Annotated in this window: 15 protein-coding genes and 1 pseudogene; 6 read left to right on the forward strand and 10 right to left on the reverse strand. The window is 65.3% G+C overall.

Annotation, left to right across the window (positions count from 1 at the left end):
• Nucleotides 1-4: 4 nt before the first annotated feature.
• Nucleotides 5-349 (reverse strand): antibiotic biosynthesis monooxygenase, encoded by a 345-nt coding sequence (locus A9971_RS06730; RefSeq protein WP_011062391.1) that lies wholly within the window; start codon nt 347-349, stop codon nt 5-7.
• A 24-nt stretch (nt 350-373) separates the two neighbouring features.
• Nucleotides 374-1,006: a LysE family translocator gene (locus A9971_RS06735; protein ID WP_011062392.1), complete on the reverse strand. Its 633-nt coding sequence runs from the start codon at nt 1,004-1,006 to the stop codon at nt 374-376.
• Between the two features lie 87 nt (nt 1,007-1,093).
• On the opposite strand from A9971_RS06735, the gene A9971_RS06740 reads away from it, so the two are divergent.
• Nucleotides 1,094-2,419: a PLP-dependent aminotransferase family protein gene (locus A9971_RS06740; protein WP_015636436.1), complete on the forward strand. Its 1,326-nt coding sequence runs from the start codon at nt 1,094-1,096 to the stop codon at nt 2,417-2,419.
• 50 nt (nt 2,420-2,469) lie between these two features.
• On the opposite strand, the gene A9971_RS06745 is transcribed toward A9971_RS06740, so the two are convergent.
• The 3 genes from A9971_RS06745 to A9971_RS06755 all read right to left on the reverse strand — a co-directional run bounded on the left by A9971_RS06745 (nt 2,470) and on the right by A9971_RS06755 (nt 4,405).
• The gene (locus A9971_RS06745; RefSeq protein ID WP_053152913.1) at nt 2,470-2,787 is read right to left on the reverse strand and encodes a hypothetical protein; all 318 of its coding nucleotides are present in this window, start codon (nt 2,785-2,787) and stop codon (nt 2,470-2,472) included.
• Between the two features lie 277 nt (nt 2,788-3,064).
• Nucleotides 3,065-3,868, reverse strand: a complete 804-nt coding sequence (locus A9971_RS06750) for an aminoglycoside phosphotransferase family protein (protein WP_053152916.1) — start codon at nt 3,866-3,868, stop codon at nt 3,065-3,067.
• A gap of 78 nt (nt 3,869-3,946) precedes the next feature.
• Nucleotides 3,947-4,405 (reverse strand): SRPBCC family protein, encoded by a 459-nt coding sequence (locus A9971_RS06755; protein WP_183001517.1) that lies wholly within the window; start codon nt 4,403-4,405, stop codon nt 3,947-3,949.
• A gap of 133 nt (nt 4,406-4,538) precedes the next feature.
• Between A9971_RS06755 and A9971_RS06760 the strand changes: the two are divergent.
• The 3 genes and pseudogenes from A9971_RS06760 to A9971_RS06765 form a co-directional block, all read left to right on the forward strand.
• Nucleotides 4,539-5,438: pseudogene (locus tag A9971_RS06760) on the forward strand (ADP-ribosylglycohydrolase family protein); the annotation flags it as partial.
• Nucleotides 5,412-5,861, forward strand: coding sequence for a GFA family protein (locus tag A9971_RS32860; protein ID WP_225368814.1), 450 nt, complete (start codon nt 5,412-5,414; stop codon nt 5,859-5,861). The pseudogene A9971_RS06760 and the gene A9971_RS32860, both read left to right, overlap by 27 nt.
• A gap of 37 nt (nt 5,862-5,898) precedes the next feature.
• Nucleotides 5,899-6,297, forward strand: coding sequence for a lysozyme inhibitor LprI family protein (locus A9971_RS06765; protein WP_072453073.1), 399 nt, complete (start codon nt 5,899-5,901; stop codon nt 6,295-6,297).
• Nucleotides 6,298-6,399: 102 nt separating this feature from the next.
• Here the strand turns inward: A9971_RS06765 and peaD are convergent, their stop codons facing one another.
• The 4 genes from peaD to peaA all read right to left on the reverse strand — a co-directional run bounded on the left by peaD (nt 6,400) and on the right by peaA (nt 10,960).
• The gene (peaD, locus tag A9971_RS06770; protein WP_015636439.1) at nt 6,400-7,518 is read right to left on the reverse strand and encodes a quinohemoprotein amine dehydrogenase subunit beta; all 1,119 of its coding nucleotides are present in this window, start codon (nt 7,516-7,518) and stop codon (nt 6,400-6,402) included.
• Nucleotides 7,519-7,541: 23 nt separating this feature from the next.
• Nucleotides 7,542-7,865, reverse strand: coding sequence for a quinohemoprotein amine dehydrogenase subunit gamma (gene qhpC / locus A9971_RS06775; RefSeq protein WP_011062399.1), 324 nt, complete (start codon nt 7,863-7,865; stop codon nt 7,542-7,544).
• Between the two features lies 1 nt (nt 7,866).
• Complete coding sequence (peaB, locus tag A9971_RS06780) at nt 7,867-9,300, reverse strand: quinohemoprotein amine dehydrogenase maturation protein (RefSeq protein WP_015636440.1); 1,434 nt, start codon at nt 9,298-9,300, stop codon at nt 7,867-7,869.
• 79 nt (nt 9,301-9,379) lie between these two features.
• Complete coding sequence (gene peaA, locus A9971_RS06785; RefSeq protein WP_183001519.1) at nt 9,380-10,960, reverse strand: quinohemoprotein amine dehydrogenase subunit alpha; 1,581 nt, start codon at nt 10,958-10,960, stop codon at nt 9,380-9,382.
• Between the two features lie 412 nt (nt 10,961-11,372).
• On the opposite strand from peaA, the gene A9971_RS06790 reads away from it, so the two are divergent.
• Together A9971_RS06790 and A9971_RS06795 are read left to right on the forward strand one after the other, a co-directional pair.
• The gene (locus tag A9971_RS06790; protein WP_041774387.1) at nt 11,373-13,028 is read left to right on the forward strand and encodes a WG repeat-containing protein; all 1,656 of its coding nucleotides are present in this window, start codon (nt 11,373-11,375) and stop codon (nt 13,026-13,028) included.
• Nucleotides 13,029-13,129: 101 nt separating this feature from the next.
• Nucleotides 13,130-13,795, forward strand: a complete 666-nt coding sequence (locus A9971_RS06795; protein ID WP_015636443.1) for an HAD family phosphatase — start codon at nt 13,130-13,132, stop codon at nt 13,793-13,795.
• A gap of 387 nt (nt 13,796-14,182) precedes the next feature.
• Here the strand turns inward: A9971_RS06795 and A9971_RS06800 are convergent, their stop codons facing one another.
• The gene (locus tag A9971_RS06800; protein WP_183001520.1) at nt 14,183-15,898 is read right to left on the reverse strand and encodes a 2-isopropylmalate synthase; all 1,716 of its coding nucleotides are present in this window, start codon (nt 15,896-15,898) and stop codon (nt 14,183-14,185) included.
• Nucleotides 15,899-16,068 lie beyond the last annotated feature (170 nt).

Genomic DNA, 16,068 nt, shown 5'->3' on the forward strand with positions numbered 1-16,068 from the left:
GCCTTCAGGCACGGCGTACCGGGCCCTGGCGGGCATTGCCCAACAACTGGGTGATGGCGCCATCGCCATAGGTGCGCTCGACCCTGGAAATCACCACCTGATAACCGGCGTACCAGCGCCGGTACTGGCGCTTGGCTTCGATGTGCCTGGGGTGGCTGGCAAAGGCCTGGATCGAGGCTTCGTCCTCCCAGTAATAGCTGGCGTTGATCAGCCCCTGGTCGGCGCTGGTCCAGGATTGGGCGCCGACGAAGCCCGGCAGGCTGATGGCAATTTCGTCGATCAGCGCACTGAGGCGGTGGAACTCCTCGTCGCGCTGGCCCGGCTGGTAGATAAAGGCGGCGATGTACATGGTCAAACTCCATTGGCTGATGAATCAGAGCGGACGCGCCAGCAGCGCCAGGCGCAGGGCCAGGGCCAGCAGCACCGCCGCCAGCAGCCAGGATTGCCAGCGGGCCAGCCGCGAATCGCTGCCGGGCAAGCCACGGCGCAAGGCCGCGCCGAAGATCCCCAGGCTGGTATGGAAGACCCCGCTGACCAGGGTCAGCAGCAAGCCCAGGACCACCAGTTGCACAGCGATGCTGCCGTGCTCGGGGCGCACGAACTGCGGCAGGAACACCATGAAGAACAGCAGCGCCTTGGGGTTCAGCAGGCTGTTGCACAGGGCCCGGACAAACACCGTGGCCAGCGGCACCCGGGGTGTATCGGCAAGGTCCAGGCCCCCCCGCTGGCCCAGGGCCTTCCAGGCCAGCCACAACAGGTAGGCAACCCCGGCATAGCGGATCAGGTCGAACGCCGGCGGCCAGCTGGCCACCACGGCGGTGACGCCCGTGGCCGTGAGCAGGGTCAGGCCGATATCCGCTGCGCCGATCCCCAGCCCCGATGCCACCCCACCGCGCCAGCCATAGGCTGCGCCGTGGCTGATGACGAAGGCCATGTTGGGTCCCGGCGACAGCAGCAACAGCAGCACGGCGCCGAGGAAAATCGACAGGGTGGAAAGGTCCGGCATGTGAGCGCTCCTGCGCAAAAGCCGCTAGATTAGGCGCCCTATCTGATACAAACAAAAAAGTGTTCTAGATACACAAGGTGGCCGAGCATGCGCCGTACCCGTTACAAAACCATCGTCGATCACTTCGCCCAGCGCATCCGCGCCGGCCAGCTGTGCCCGGGCACTCAGCTACCGACGGTGCGGGCGCTGATGGCCAGCGAGCAGGTGGCGCTGGCCACGGCGCTGCGGGTGTATCACGAGCTGGAAGCCATCGGCCTGGTGGTGGGCGAGCCCGGGCGCGGTACCTTTGTCCGCGACACCAGCCTGCCCCGGGGCATGGGCCTGGAACAGCACCCGGCCAGCGCCGCCTCGGTGGACCTGGCGTTCAACTACCCGTCCCTGCCCGGCCAGGCGGAAAGCCTGCGCGAGGGGCTGCGGGCGATAGCCGCCTCCGGCGACCTGGATGCCCTGCTGCATTCCGCGCCCCAGGGCGGCCGCCCCCATGAACGCCAGACCGCAGCGCGGCACCTGCGCAACCGCGAGATCCGCGTCGCCGCCGAGCAGGTTCTGATCGTCAACGGCGCCCAGCAGGGGCTGGCGGTGAGCCTGCTGGCGCTACTCCAGCCCGGGGACATCCTGGCAGTGGACGCCCTGACCTACCCCGGCCTCAAGACCCTGGCCCAGGTCCATCGCCTGGACCTCGAAGCGCTGCCCCAGCACAACGGCCAGATGGACCTCGACGCCCTGCAGGCCCTGTGCCGCCGGCGCCCGGTGCGGGCGCTGTACTGCATGCCGACCCTGCACAACCCCCTGGGCACGGTGATGCCCCTGGCCGAACGCCGGCGCCTGGCGCAACTGGCCCGCGAGCATGACCTGCTGCTGATCGAGGACGGCGCCTACGCCTTCCTCGCCGAACCGGCCCCGCCGCCGCTGCAGACCCTGGCCCCGGAGCGCACGCTGTATATTTCCGGGCTGTCGAAAAGCGTCGCCTCGGGCTTGCGCCTGGGGTTTATCGTCGCGCCCCTGGAGATGATCCCGGCCCTGGAACGGGCGATCCGCGTGTCCACCTGGAGCACCCCGTCGCTGACCGTGACCCTGGGCTGCCGCTGGATCGAGTCGGGGCTGGTGGACAGCCTGGAAGAACAGAAGCGCAACGATGCCCGCAGCCGCCAGCAACTGGCCCGGAGGGTGCTCAAGGGCTGCGATTACCAGGCCTATGGCTCATCGTATTTTCTCTGGCTGAAACTGCCGGAAGGACGGCGGGCCGATGCCGTGGTGGCGGCCCTGGAACATCAGGGGGTAACGGTGACCTCGGCCGAGCCCTTCGCCACCACCGCCCATGTGCCCCAGGCCTTGCGCCTGGCCCTGGGCTCCATCGGCCTGCCGCTGCTGGAGCAGGCCCTGGAAAAGGTCCGCAACGAAATCACTCGTTGACCACACCTGCAGGAGCCGGCTTGCCGGCGAAGAGCGCCTGCTCACCGGCGTCAATGGCCGGGGGCATCATCCGTGGCCGGCGGCTCGCACGCCTCACGGCCATTCGGATCACGCCAGCGCCGCCAGACCGACTTGATCTTCCGGCCAATCATCCACAGTGCGCCAAGTATATTGGCCAGGACAAAGGCCCCCAGGAAAAATGCCAGCATCGTCAGAATGCCGGGGCAATCCGGCCCTTGGCACGACATTCCCCCCCAGCTCAAGGTGGGCAGCAGCGCCGCACCCACTACAACGATCTGCCGCAACCACGGCCATTTGCACAGAAGCCCGCGCTTAGCGTCGGGCTGAAAAAAACCTGCCACGTTCATGTTCCACTGCGTGAAGTATCAAAGCGGCCACCGCACCCAGGCTGCAGGCACGAAATGCCGGACGAAAAAAAACCCGCCGAAGCGGGTTTTTTCCAAGACCATTATGACTTCCTGTCTGCAGCATCCGTGCTAATGGTCGACCTTCCCTGATCCTGAGCGCTTCCTGCGCTGCAGTTGTGGGAAAGAAGATTAAACACAAAGCCCGGTGCGCAGAAGGCGCATTGAATTACAGCGCGTGTAGGAAATTCGCTATACCGCACTTACGCAAACCCCTAGTTCACCCCTCCAGTGCCTGGGCGGCCAAAGCCGCGAGCTTGAGCTGGTGCTGCGCCCCGGGCTGATGATCGTCCTGGAGAAACCAGGCAGCGGACAAACCACTGAAGGCCAGCACCCACTGCACCAGCCGGCGCGGCTCCAGCTGCGCCGCCCGGGCAATCACCTGCACCTGGCGGGCAAAGCGCACAGGGTCGGTGGCGCTGGGCAGGTCCGGGTTGCAGATCAGGTTGGCGAAATCGAAGGTGCGCTCGCCATGGACCCGCTTGGGGTCGATCACCCGCCAGCCGCGCTCGGCGAAGTCCAGCACATTGTCGTGGTGTATATCGCCATGCAGCACCACCAGCTCCCGGGGCGTGGCCAACAGGTGCTCGGCTTCGGCCAGGCAGCGCAGGAACAACCCGCCCTGCTGCGGCGCCGCCTCGCGCAGGTCGGCAAACCAGCGGTCCAGCGACACCAGCGGCGGCCGCGGTTGTGCCCGTGGCCGGTGCAACTGTTGCAGGGTGGCGCAGACGATATGGCTGACCTCATCGTGCTGGCCCGCCAGGGCCATGCGCATCAGCGAACCCTTGCCCATGGCGCGCTCCATCAGCAGGGCATCGCCTTGCTGGGCATGAACCCGCGCCGCCCCCTCCCCGGCCCACCAGGCCATCAGCCGGTTGCCGGCCTGCTCGTGTTCATCCAGGGCAATCTTCAACATGGCCGGCGCACCGTCTTGCAGACGCACCGGCAACAGGCGGCTGCCCGGGGTGACGATGGGATCGCCATCGGGCGTCAGGCGCCAGCGTTTCATATAGGTTTCGAACAAGGGGCTGCTCCAGACGGGAAGCGGCCAGTTTCAGGCGACAGGCCTGGCTCTGCAACGTGCCGCTTGCAACTGCCTGTTTCAACCCTGCTGCAGGTAGTTCTCGATATTGCTCATCTGCTCGTCCCAGCCCCGGCTGTTCATGCGAAAGGCCTTGAGCCGGCGCTCGGCGGGAATGCCGTCGAAGCCCGACTCGGTAACCCGCAGCAAGGTACCACCGGCGTGCTCTTCCAGTTCGAACCGGACCAGGGTGCTGGGCTCTGCCGAATAGTCCTGAGCGGGATCGATGGCGTAGGGGTGCCAGCGGAAGGAGAACAGCTCCAGGGGCAGCATCTGCTCCACCAGGACATCCCAGGTCAGGTGCTCATAGCCTGGGTAGGTCACCGCGCCCCGGGCCCGCTGGCCGGGTATGAACTGCTGGCCGGCCAGGGCCACGCCAAACCAGCGGCCGAAGCGTTCGGCCTCGCTCAGCGCCTGCCAGACCTGGGCCGGGTCGGCCTTGAGCAGGATCTTGCGTTCGATGCGATCTGAAGAATTCATGGGCCACCTCCAGTGATGAACACTAGACCTCTCTGAATCGAGCGCAACCTTTATCTGGCCGAAGGACCCACTGATTGCCCGGAACGAAAAATGCTACTGTCGCCGGCGCCAATACCTCTGCAAAGGACCTGCCATGCCCCTCACCCTCACCGACCGTTACCGTGGCAGCCTGCTGGGCCTGGCCTGTGGCGATGCCCTGGGCACCAGTGTGGAATTCAAGCCACGGGGCAGTTTCCCCCCGGTCACCGATCTCTTGGGCGGTGGCCCGTTCAACCTCAAGGCCGGACAGTGGACCGACGATACCTCCATGGCCCTGTGCCTGGGGGAAAGCCTGTTGCGCAAGGACGGTTTCGACCCCGCCGACCAGATGGGCCGCTACCTCAACTGGTGGCAATGGGGCTACCTGAGCGCCACCGGCGAATGCTTCGATATCGGCATGACGGTGCGCCAGGCCCTGGCCGACTATCAGGAACACGGCCAGCCCTTGGCGGGTTCCAGCGACCCGCAGACCGCCGGCAATGGCTCGCTGATGCGCCTGGCGCCGGTGGTGCTGTTCCATTACCCCGACCTGGCCCAGGTCCGCGAGTCTGCCGGGGCCAGTTCGCGTACCACCCACGGCGCCGCCGAAGCCATCGAATGCTGCCAGCTGTTGGCCGGGCTGATCGCCAAGGCCCTGGACGGTGCCAGCAAGCAGCAACTGCAACGGCCCGACGCCCAGGGCTTTCGCGAGAGCAAGGTCGCGGCCCTGGCCCAGGGCAATTACCTGGATAAAACCCGCGACCAGATTCGCGGCAACGGCTATTGCGTCGACTCCCTGGAGGCCGCGCTCTGGTGCTTCCAGCACAGCGACAGCTATGCCGAAGCAGTGCTGGCCGCCGCCAACCTGGGGGACGACGCCGACACCACCGCCGCCATCGTCGGCCAGTTGGCCGGAGCCTTCTACGGGGCCCAGGGCATACCGCCGCACTGGCTGGCCAAGCTGCACATGGGCGAGGAGATCCAGGCCATGGCCGACGACCTGCTGGCCGCCGCCCGGCGTCGCGCGCCTGCCCGGCCGCTGCATGGCAGTTGCCTGTGCAAGGCGGTGCAATACCGGGTCGACCGCCTGGACATGCCCATCGGCCACTGCCATTGCCAGACCTGCCGCAAGGCCCACGCCGCGGCCTTTGCCTCGACCGCCGGAGTCATGCGCGAACACTTCCAGTGGACCCAGGGCCAGGAACGCCTGAGCACCTACGAATCGTCCCCGGGCAAGCTGCGGCACTTCTGCTCGGTCTGCGGTTCTCACCTGCTGGCGGAGCGCCCGGGGCAGCCCCACGTGATCCTGCGGGTGGCGACCCTGGACGATGATCCGGGGCAGACGCCACAGGTGCATATCTGGACCTCCCACGATGTGCCCTGGCTGGCCGACGAAGCGCTGCAACGCTGGCCCGAGTGGCAACCCAGCCGCGGCTAGACTGTTTCTTCCTCATTGACCGATTGCGAGACTTTCCATGCGTCCGATCCTGTTGCTGGCCCTTGCGCCGCTGCTGCTTGCTCCACTGGCCCAGGCCTATGAGTGCAACAACACCACCCAGACCGATATGAGCCTGTGCGCCAACGTCCAGCACAAGGCCGCGGACAAGGAGCTGAACGCCCTTTACCAACAGATCAACCAGCGCCTGAAAGACCAGCCACACAGCAAAAAGCTGCTGGTCAGCGCCCAGCGCGCCTGGGTGGCGTTCCGCGATGCCGAGTGCAGTTTTTCCACCTCGGGCGTGGAAGGTGGCAGCCTGTATCCGGTGGCCTACAGCAACTGCATCACGGCCTTGACCAAGACCCGCGTGGAGAGTTTCAAACAGTACCTGCAGTGCAAGGAAGGCGACTTGAGCTGCCCGGTCCCCGCACGGTAGGAGCGGGCTTGCCCGCGAAGGCGTCGGTGAGGGCCCTGCACGGCTTGCCGGCCTGTTCGCCGGCAAGCCGGCTGCTACAGGAGCCGGTGGCTGGGGGCGGGGTCAGCGGACGAAGATCTGCGCCGTGGTGATGGCCATGTCGCCGCCCGGCAGGGTGATCTTGCCGATCTGCTTCATGCTCTGCACATCGAAGATCGCCACGTCGTTGAAGGTCCCCGCCAGGTAGATCTTGGTCCCGGCCCGGTTGAACGAGATGCAGTAGTAGGAGTGTTCCAGGGTCGCGGCCTGGAGCAGTTTCTTCTGCTTGATGTCGTACTTGGCCAGGCGGTTGAGCACGCCGAACATCAGGTTGGGGTCCGTGGGCGAGCGCATGCCGCTGAAGTAGATCTCGGTCAGCGGGCCGAAGTCGGTGGTCTCGGTCTTGCCGGTCGCAAGATCGACGCTGAACAGCCCGTACAGCGGCTCGGCGGTAGCCGGGTCCTGCTTCTTGTCCTTGAACTTCGCCGCGGTGTAGAGCAGCGAAAAGTCATGGCGGAAGGTCTGCTGGTTCCACACGTAGAGCACGTCCGGCGCGCTGTAGTTGGGGCGTTTCCAGTGGCGGCTGGGGATCAGTACCTCGAACTTGCCGGTCTTGACGTCGACCTTGTACAGGTCCGGCCCGGCCACATACAGGGTGCCGTCGTCGCCGCTCTGCATGATGGTCAGCTGGCGCGGCGCGGGGAAACTGCGCAGCGGCTTGGCGTCGAGCCCGGCATCGGTGGCGTAGACATCCAGCCGCGGCTCCTTGACCTCATAGCGGTCATTGAGCAACAGGGTCGGGTTGGCCACGGTGTACAGCTCCTTGCCGTCGTGGCTGACGGTGAAGGCGAACATCGAGCGCGCCTTCTCCCCCGGATGCTGGGTGATGCTGGCGTGGAACACCTGCTTGCAGCTGTCGAGCTCGACGCCGTAGACATCCGCATAGTGGTTGTTCAGCACGTAGGCGATCTTGCGGTCCGGCGACAGTTGCACGGTGCCGGGGCCGAAGGCGTCGGGCATCTTGCAGGTCTTGTACAGGCTGTCGCTGGCCAGATCGAGAACGTGCAGGTTGTTCGGGTAATTGGTGGTCACCATGTACTCGTGACCGCTGTTGAGGGCCAGGCCCTCGTCGGCCAGGGCGGTGAAAGAACAGGCGCTGAGAACCGCGCCGGCGGCCAGGCCGCACACTGTGATAGCTCGCATGCTGGAATCCTTGTGCTGTCCGGTTACTTGTCTTTGGGGAAGACGGTGCCGAGGTTGCGCCAGTTGTCGTTGGAGGCCTGGGCGTCCTTGTTCCAGTCGGGGTAGGTGCTCATCATGTCCGGCACCTGGGCCGGCCACCAGCAAGGGTCGGAGCAGCCGTAGAGGTCGGCCTCCATCGGCTGGCACAGTGACGAGACGCCGCCAAAGGCATCGATTTCCCAGCCCGGGTCGGTGGTCGAGGCGCAGCCGGCCACGGAGTTCATCGCCAGCACTTCTTCGATACGGTCCTGGGCCGCGGCCTCGGTCAGTTTCTGAGCTTTGTTGTTGATCGGCTTGAGATGTTTCATGTCAGTGAGCCTTGCGCGGAGTGATGTAGCTGCTGATGAACGCAGGGTTGTGCGCCATGATCCGGCTGTAGACTTCGATGCCGAAATCCACCCAATCACGCATCAGTTCGCAATAGTGATAAGTCGGATGCGCCGGGTCGCCGTAGCGGGCATAGCTCTCGTGGTAGCAGCCGCCGGAACACAGGTTGCGGATGCGGCAGCTGTCGCAGCCGGTGTTGGTGCGGTCCAGGCGCTGAGACAGGAAGTCATTGAGCTCCATCTGCTTGACCCCACCGTCATGCACATTGCCGAAGGTCGGCAGGGATGAGCCGGTGAAGCGGTGGCACAGGTTCAGCTCGCCCTTGTGGTCCACCGCCAGCATCTTCAGCCCGGCGCCGCAGGGCAGCGCCTTCTTGTGGCCCTCGTGGATATCGGTGATCAGCTGGTGCAGGTTGGAGAAGCCGATATTGCGGTGCTCCAGTGCCGCCGCCAGGTAACGCCGGCCCAGGCGCTTCATGCTGGCGAAGACTTCGATCAGCTCCTCGCTGCTGAGGTTGAAGCTGCTGATGTCCCCCGAGGTCACCGGGGCGAACCCCACTTCGGCGAACCCCAGCTCGTTGAACAGGTGATCCCAGATGGTCTCAAGGTCGGTGACCCCGGTGGTCAGGGTCACCCGCGCCCCCACCGGCCGGCTGTCGTAGCGTTCCAGAAGCATCTGCGCCTTGCGCCGCACCACGTCATAGGTGCCCTGCCCGCCCACGGTGATGCGGTTGCGGTCGTGCACGGTCTTGGGCCCGTCGATGCTCACCGAAAGCCCGAAGCGGTGGGCGTTGAGGTAGTCCACCACCTCTTCGGTGAGCAGGGTGGCGTTGGTGGTCATGACGAACTCGACGAACTTGCCGGCGGCGGCAAAGCGCTGTTCGCAGTAGTCCACCATGGCCTCGATCAGCGGCCGGTTGCTCAAGGGTTCGCCGCCGAAGAACACCACGGTGTAGCGCTCCTCGTCCGGGGACTCCTGGAGCAGCATTTCCACCGAGGCAATGGCCGTGTCCAGGCCCATCTTCTTGCCCGCCGAGGGCTTGTCCAGGTCTTCCTTGTAGCAGTAGGTGCAGCTCAGGTTGCAGCCGGTATTGACGTTGAGCACCACGGTATTGATCGCCGTGCGTTCGACCCGTTTGACGCCGATTTCCGGGGTCAGGGGCGAGCCGTCGCTGACCAGTTCCAGGGCCATCAGCTCACGCAGGGTGTCGCTGACGTCGGCACCGTCATAGGCGCCGGCCAGACGCTGGATCAAGTCTTCCGGGGTACAGCCCGGGCCGCGCAGCGCATCGATGATGCTGCCGGTCAAGGCATCGCTGGCAAACAGCGAACTGCTGGGGATATGGAACAGCATGCGGTTGGCGTCCACCTGCACTTCATGCAGGTTGCGCTCCACCAGATTCAGAATTGCGCCCATTACAACCTCCTGTGCCTGCCCCGCGTTCGGGGCCTGCGGTCATTGCCTGAAAGTGTCTGTCGGTATCGCTCGACGCCCCTCAGGGAATGGGTGGATTGTTCCAGCGTTGCACGGTGACGATCAGTTGGCCTTCACCGGTCAGGGCCTTGCCCCCCTCCTCCACCGCAGCGATCACCTTGAGGTTGCCGGCGTTGTTGGTGGACATCTTGCGCAGCGGGTTGGGCCCGGCGTCCCCGGGGGTGAACACGCCGCTGTCGGCCTGCATGCTGCCGGCGTACTTGACGTCTTCATCCTTGGCCGCCTGGGCGTCGAAGGCCTCGACCTTCCACTGCGCCGGCATCACGCCGATGCGGTAGGCCTTGCCGTCGGCCCCCTTGCCCCAGGCTTCGGCATCGAAGCGGCCCTGTACCTTGGGCGTCGAGCCGCCGCCGTCACCGATCCGCGCCACGGCAAATGCCGGCACCACCTTGACCTCGGCGATGCGCTGGTACACCGCCAGCGTCGCGCCCTTGAGGCTGCCGACGCTGACTTCCCGCAGCCCCGGCTGGGCGCTGGCCGCCGCCTTGAGCCTGACGCGGATGCGTTCGGGGCTCTGCTCCAGCACCTGCACGACCTCCACCCCTTTGCCGAAGCTCGGAGTGCCCGCAAGGCCCGCGCCCACCAGGGTCACCTCGGCCTCCTCACCGGCCTTCAGGTAACCCGGCTGCACCGCCAGCAACCGCTGGCTGCCTTGCCGGGCGGCGATGAAGTCCAGGCCGCGCTCGTCGTGCTCAGCCTCGAACATCCGCCCTTGCAGTGCATTGCCCTGTGCCGCCAGCACCTGGCGCATGACCACGCCATCCACGGTGACATTGCCGCGCCATTCATAGCCGTTGTAGAGGATCGCGCTGCCCTCGCCATTGAACGGGCTGCCATCGGCGTACTGGCCCTTGACGCTGAGCTTGAACTGATCGCCTTCCCCGGCGCTGACGCTCATCACCCCGGCCAGTTCGCCCTTGCCCGGCAGGTGGCCGCTGAAGCTCCAGTCCCCCGCCAGCGCCGTCGCTTGCGGGCGGGCCTGTTGCCAGGCTGTCCAGGCGGGATTGTCGAGGGGATAACGCTTGGCCAGCAGCGGCACCATTTCCTTGAGGGCGGTGGGCAGCCATTCCCGGTCCCGGGACAGCGCCTGGTACTCCAGGGATGGCCATTGCCCAAGGTGGAAATTCACCAGGCGCTCCCATTCCTGGGCCGGCCGGCGCTGCAGGGCGATCCGCGCGCCGGAGTGGCAGCGGGCGCACATCTGGGTGGTCTGTTCGTCGAAATGCTCGACGGTGTTCAGCCGTCGCTCCAGGGCGTAGCGCACGCCGTCGGTCTCGCTGGGCGCCAGGCCCTGGGTATCGGCCAGGTACTTGACCAGGGTGCGGCGGTCGTCATCGCTGATTTGCAGCCCGTGCATGGTCTGCATGCGGGCAATGCTCATCAGCCAGCCTTCCGGGGTCTTGCGCTGGTGGCTGATGCGGCTCAGGGCTTCCCCGGCCTCGGGGGTGTGGCAACCCTGGCAGGTTTCCTTGAGGATGCTCTGCGCATCCCGCGCGGCGAAACTCGAAGGGGCATGCAAGGCGGTACAGGTGGCAATGGCCAGCAGGCTGGCACTGAGCCTCAGGCGCAGTCTTCTCTTCATCAACGTCAAACCTCCCACGGTGCTTTCTTATTTTTAGCGAGTCGTTTTTATGGTTTCTGCCATGCCCGGCACGCCCGGTCATGGAGGCAAGAGAAACGTCTGCTGATATGCAATACACGGAGCGTGCCAGCTTATAAAAGAACCCGGAATCAACGACTTGGGCGAAGACGCCGATCCCTGGCGGGCTTGCGGGTGTTACCCGACGTTCAATTTCGAGACAAACGTCTCAGTCTGAGACAGCGATTAGCCAGCGCCAGAACAGCTCTCAAGGCCGGCGACGAGGCTGTACCGCTGGTTTTCTTTGCAATTGGATCTTGCATTTATCCGGCGGCGCCGCAGAATCACCCCCGCTTTGCCTGCCCCGTCCCATGGGGTGTGCCGCACCTCCCCTCTTACAAGGAACCTGAAGTTCATGGATAGAAGCGCCTGTGCCCGTCTCGGCTCGCTGATCCTCTCGTTGTCTGCCCTGACCCTGGTCGGATGCAAGGAAGAAACCAGTCCCAAGACTGCAGCCGTCGCTGCGGCCCCCGCTCCGGCGGCCATGGTCATGCCGATCTGCGCCAATGGCGAATGCGCGGTGCTGGACCAGGACGGCAAGGTGCTGGTCAGCGCCGACAACGACTACGACGCCGTGGTCGCCCTGCCCCTGGACAAGACCTTCCTGTTCGCCAAGGACGGTACCTGGAACCTCAGCAGCGCCGATGGCAAGCAGACCCTCAAGGCCGCCTTCACCGATGACCTGCGGCTGCTGACCCCGGGCTACTTCGGCTTCGGCCAGGACGGCAAGCTGGGCATCATCGACCAGAGCGGCAAACAGATTCAGCCACCGCGCTTCGACGATCTGTACGTGGGCGGCAACGACGACTTCATCGTCTACGAGATCGGCGGCAAGCGCGGCATTCTCAGTGCCAAGGGCGAGGTGGTGACCGAAGCCCTGTATGACAGCAGCATGGTCCGCGATGACTTCGCCAAGCGCGGCTGGTGGATGATCGCCGAACGCGGCAACGACAAGTGGGCGCTGAACCTCAAGACCGGCGAGCAGAAGAAGATCGACTTCGACAGCATCGACTACTTTGCCAACCAGCATCTGGTGGTCAGCACCGAACAGGGCAAGGCCCTGGCCGATGCCCAGGCCCAGTTGATCAGCGCCGCCACCTACAACTGGATGGGCGAACCGGGTGACGGCCTGGTGGCCTTCCGGGAAAAATACGACAGCCCCTGCGGCTACATGGATTTCCAGGGCAAGACCGTGATCCAGGCCCAGTTCGGCACCTGCCAGGTATTCGGCAAGCAGGGCGCGCTGGTCACCGCCAAGAACGCCGACGGCAGCTCCGGCAAGGCCGGGCTGATCGACCGCCAGGGCCAATGGAAGGTGCAGCCGGTCTACGACTCGGCGGACCCGGCCGGCTTCAGCCCCCTGGGAATGTTCCGGCAGGTACCGGGGCTGAACCAGGTCGCGGTGCTGCAGAACGTGTTCAGCGCCACCTTCGGTATCTTCGATGTGGACAAGGGCGTCGAGCTGTTCAAGCCCACCTACGCCCAGATCGGCGCGATCAATGCCGACCTGTTCGTCTTCAGCACCGCCAACAGCCCGACCAAGCAGGCCACCCTGTTCGGCCAGGCCACCCAGGTGCGTACCGTGGGCCTGATGGACGCCAGCGGCAAGGTGCTGCTGGAGCCGGGCCAGTACGTCGACATCCACCTGGACAACAGCGGCCACTACCTGCTGGCCACCGACGACACCTCGGCCCTGGCCACCTCGGCGCTGTACGACCTCAAGGGCAAGCGGCTGATCCCCGGCAAGTGGCAGGAACTGGTGGTGGACGAAACCCGCGGCGCCATCTTCGGCTATGCCGTGGAAGGCATGGGCGACGACCAGTCCCGCAGCCTCAAGGCCCTGTATCGCCTGGACGGCACTCCGAGCTTCCAGGTCAGCCAGGTCGATTGCGGCGCCGAACAGGTGCACGACGGCCATGACCAGGTGCTGTGGCCGGCCAACCCCCAGGACTACTGCCCGCAGCCTGACGAAGTGGAAGACCAGGGCGAAGGCGACAACGCACAGGGCTGAGGCCCCGAGCGAACCGGTCACGGTTGGGATCAAGCCTGCTAGGATGCGGGCTTGATCGATTCAGCCAACCGGCCCGGATGGGGCCCGACAGGAACTGTCCCATGCTCAATGCTCTGCTCTTCGACCTTGATGGCACCCTGACCGACACCGACGCCCTGCACCTGCTGGCCCTGCAGCAACTGCTGCTGGAAGAGGATGGCCGGACCTTCACCCAGGAAGAATTCGAAGCCCATGTCAGCGGCCAGGCCAATGCCAACATGTGCCGCTACCTGTTCCCCGAGCGCAGCGTGGCGGAACATGAAGCCTTTGCCGAGCGCAAGGAAGTGCGCTTTCGCCAACTCTCCCCGCAACTGATGCCCATGCCCGGCCTGCTGCGCCTGCTGGATTTTGCCCAGGAGCACGGCATCGGCGTGTGCGTGGTCACCAACGCGCCCCGGGCCAATGCCGAGCACATGCTCGAGGTGCTGGGCCTGCGGCAGCGCTTCCAGACGGTGCTGGTGGCCGAGGAGTTGCCTCGGGCCAAGCCCGATCCCCTGCCCTACTTGAGCGGCCTGGAATGCCTGCAGGCCACCGCCGACCAGGCCCTGGCCTTCGAAGACTCGGTACCCGGGCTGACAGCCGCGGTAAAAGCCGGGATCTGCACGTTCGGCCTGGCCACCAGCCAGCGCCCGCAAACCCTGCTGGATGCCGGCGCCCACCGCGTGATCAACGACTTCGACGACCCGCAACTGTGGGCCGAGATCCGGCGCCGGCTCGATCTGCCCTGAAGGGAATGGGATGAGGATATTGGCCAGGCCAAGCGGGAAGGAAACAGCCAGGGAGAAAGAAACGGCAGGAGGGAAAAAGGTGCTCGCCCATCACTTCGGCAGTGGCATCCAGACCGAAGTACCCCCTTTGGCTGGGCGAGCAGGAGGGAATATACGCGGGCTCCAGGGGCAGTAATATCGGACATATCCGAAAACACCCTACGACTTGGGCAAAGATGCTGGAGGTTTATCCCTGCACGACTTTTTTTTCACGGTGCTTTCACCTCGCCGCCCCTATATTGCCAATCACTCCTTAACGAATCCCATTTGGCCCGCGCTACAGCGGGCTTTTTTTTGCCCGGGCTCCAGCGGCCGGCCCCTGGGGCGCCGACTGCTGGTGCGGGTCACTCAGGGAGCCGCCCGCTCCGCAAGCGATGCCTGGGTGGGGACGAATGCCGGCGCCTGCTCGGGATAAAACCGCGCCGCGGCATTGATCACGGCCTGCACCGAGGCGGTGACGATATTGGCGTGACAGCCGGCGCCAAAACGTGACCCGGCAACGCCCGGCCACACCGCTTCGACAATTGCCAGCGCCTGCGCATCGGCCCCCGCCCCCAGGTTGCGCTCTTCAAAACTGTCGATGCGCAGCGGCAAGCCCAGGGCGGCCAGGGCCGCCGCGACAGGTCCGTTGCCCACGCCATGCAAGCACGCCTCCTGGTTCCCGGGGGTGGCGACCCGCAGCTCGATCCCCTGCCCCTCGGGGGCATCGAACAACCGATGGGCGAGATACCGCAGGCCGGCCGTGCCCTCTGCGCACGCCAGATAGGTGCGCTGAAACACCTCCCATAAAGCGTCGCTGCTCAACTCGGCGTCACTGGCATCAGCCAGCTTCTGCACAATGGCGCTGAACTCGATCTGCATGCGCCGGGGCATGACGATGCCGTGGTCACGCTGCAGCAGGAAAGCGATCCCGCCTTTGCCGGACTGGCTGTTGACCCGCACGATGCTGTCGTAGGTCCGCCCCAGGTCCTGCGGATCGATGGGCAGGTAGGGTACCTCCCAGAAACCGTCGGCCGCCTGGGCGGCAAAGCCCTTGGCGATGGCGTCCTGGTGCGAGCCGGAAAAGGCGGTGAACACCAGGTCGCCGACATAGGGATGGCGCGGATGGATCGGCAGCGCCGTGCATTCCTCGGCAACCCGGGCCACTGCCGCGATATCGGAGAAATCCAGCCCGGGGCTGATGCCCTGGGTATAGAGATTCAGGGCCAGGGTCACCAGGTCCAGGTTGCCACTGCGCTCGCCATTGCCGAACAGGCAGCCCTCCACCCGCTGGGCGCCCGCCAGCAACGCCTGTTCGGCACAGGCCACGCCGGTGCCCCGGTCGTTGTGGGGGTGCACTGACAGCGTGACCTGGTCGCGGCGCTCCAGGCGCTTGTGCATCCATTCGATCTGGTCGGCAAAGACGTTGGCGGTGGCCACCTCGACGGTGGTCGGCAGGTTGATGATGATCGGGCGCCCCGGGCCGGCGTCCCAGGTACGGATCGCGGTGTTGCACATGCGCAGGGACACCTCGAGCTCCGCCATGCAGAAGGTTTCGGGGGAGTACTGCAACACCCATTCGGTTTCCGGGTGCTGGTCGGTCAACTCGCGCAACAGCCTTACATGGCGCTCCACCAGGGACTCGACCTCGTCCACCGAAAACCCGAACACCACGCGCCGCCAGACTGGGGCGATGGCGTTGTACAGGTGGACGATGACCCGGCGCGCACCCTGCACACTGCGTACGGTTTCGCGGATCAGGTCCTCGCGCAGTTGGGTCATCACCATGGGGGTGACGTCGGCGGGAATCCGCTGCTGTTCCACAAGCTCGCGGACCACCTCGAAATCGGTACGCGAGGCGGCGGGGAATCCCACTTCGATTTCCTTGAAGCCCAGACGCACCAGTTCCTCGAACAGGCGCAGCTTGCGCTCGCGGTTCATCGGCTCGAACAGCGCCTGGTTGCCATCGCGCAGGTCGGTGGACAGCCAGATCGGAGCCTGGGTGATGGTACGTGACGGCCACTGGCGCGAGGCCAGGTCCACGGGAGCAAAGGCACGATATTTGGTATGGGGATGGGCGAGCATACTGACCTCGAAAGCACAATGGAGAACGCGATGGATCTCCCCTGCTTTCATCATGGAAAGCGCTTCGAGGCCGGAGTCTGAGGGAGATCAGCCTGGGTGCCAGGTTCCTGGCAGCACCGGCAGACCCCGGCCGTAAGGCAGGGGTAGCGCTAGTAGCAGGGTCAGGAACA

It is taken from the genome of Pseudomonas sp. UME65, assembly GCF_014170225.1.
GTDB classification, from domain to species: Bacteria; Pseudomonadota; Gammaproteobacteria; order Pseudomonadales; family Pseudomonadaceae; genus Aquipseudomonas; species Aquipseudomonas protegens.

Excerpts from the sequence above, each read along its gene's own strand:
- A9971_RS06730 (WP_011062391.1), bottom strand. The coding sequence starts at position 349 with ATGTACATCGCCGCCTTTATCTACCAGCCGGGCCAGCGCGACGAGGAG.
- A9971_RS06735 (WP_011062392.1), bottom strand. The coding sequence starts at position 1,006 with ATGCCGGACCTTTCCACCCTGTCGATTTTCCTCGGCGCCGTGCTGCTG.
- A9971_RS06740 (WP_015636436.1), top strand. The coding sequence starts at position 1,094 with ATGCGCCGTACCCGTTACAAAACCATCGTCGATCACTTCGCCCAGCGC.
- A9971_RS06745 (WP_053152913.1), bottom strand. The coding sequence starts at position 2,787 with ATGAACGTGGCAGGTTTTTTTCAGCCCGACGCTAAGCGCGGGCTTCTG.
- A9971_RS06755 (WP_183001517.1), bottom strand. The coding sequence starts at position 4,405 with ATGAATTCTTCAGATCGCATCGAACGCAAGATCCTGCTCAAGGCCGAC.
- A9971_RS32860 (WP_225368814.1), top strand. The coding sequence starts at position 5,412 with ATGGCCGACGACCTGCTGGCCGCCGCCCGGCGTCGCGCGCCTGCCCGG.
- A9971_RS06765 (WP_072453073.1), top strand. The coding sequence starts at position 5,899 with ATGCGTCCGATCCTGTTGCTGGCCCTTGCGCCGCTGCTGCTTGCTCCA.
- peaD (WP_015636439.1), bottom strand. The coding sequence starts at position 7,518 with ATGCGAGCTATCACAGTGTGCGGCCTGGCCGCCGGCGCGGTTCTCAGC.
- qhpC (WP_011062399.1), bottom strand. The coding sequence starts at position 7,865 with ATGAAACATCTCAAGCCGATCAACAACAAAGCTCAGAAACTGACCGAG.
- peaB (WP_015636440.1), bottom strand. The coding sequence starts at position 9,300 with ATGGGCGCAATTCTGAATCTGGTGGAGCGCAACCTGCATGAAGTGCAG.
- peaA (WP_183001519.1), bottom strand. The coding sequence starts at position 10,960 with ATGAAGAGAAGACTGCGCCTGAGGCTCAGTGCCAGCCTGCTGGCCATT.
- A9971_RS06790 (WP_041774387.1), top strand. The coding sequence starts at position 11,373 with ATGGATAGAAGCGCCTGTGCCCGTCTCGGCTCGCTGATCCTCTCGTTG.
- A9971_RS06795 (WP_015636443.1), top strand. The coding sequence starts at position 13,130 with ATGCTCAATGCTCTGCTCTTCGACCTTGATGGCACCCTGACCGACACC.
- A9971_RS06800 (WP_183001520.1), bottom strand. The coding sequence starts at position 15,898 with ATGCTCGCCCATCCCCATACCAAATATCGTGCCTTTGCTCCCGTGGAC.